Source organism: Parendozoicomonas verongulae (assembly GCF_009711465.1).
GTDB classification, from domain to species: Bacteria; Pseudomonadota; Gammaproteobacteria; order Pseudomonadales; family Endozoicomonadaceae; genus Sansalvadorimonas; species Sansalvadorimonas verongulae.
Genome location: NZ_SMME01000267.1, coordinates 1 through 450, shown reverse-complemented (window position 1 = coordinate 450; position 450 = coordinate 1). Strand labels below are relative to the sequence as shown.

The following is a 450-nucleotide window of genomic DNA, read 5'->3' as shown; positions in this document are numbered from 1 at the left end:
TTGCAGGAGTAGATAATAAAAGGACAACAAACATCAGGCCTGCTATTTCCCTTGAATATACAGCTGCAAGCTCCCAGGCAGCCAGCTCTGGACAGGTTGGACCCGATTATTCAGGTTTCACCAGCCCTCTTTCTGGTTCTCGCCGGGCCAAAAGAAGAGTGAAGTCAGGCAGTGATAATTCTAAAACTATGGAAGTTGTAGAACAGTCATCACTGGAACAACACTTGGCCACCATCGGTCTGGGCGATTATGTGATAACTGAAGTTCCCAGAGATAACCAATGCTGGAAACATGTATTGCGCCTCCAGGCTAACGATTTTTTTGGTTACACCCAAGGGGTAAAGGAGTTCTTACTTGATTCTCTGGATAGCTTGACAAGAGAGCAATCAGACATTTTCACGGAGAAACAAAAATCAACTCTGAATCAGGAGCTGCTATCGGATGAACTGC

At 45.3% G+C, this 450-nt stretch carries 1 protein-coding gene; it reads left to right on the top strand.

Features of this window, described 5'->3' with window-relative positions; all coding sequences use genetic code 11:
* Window positions 1–188 precede the first annotated feature (188 nt).
* Window positions 189–450 (top strand): hypothetical protein (locus E1189_RS24365; RefSeq protein ID WP_230459840.1); only part of this gene is annotated, 262 nt, incomplete at its 3' end.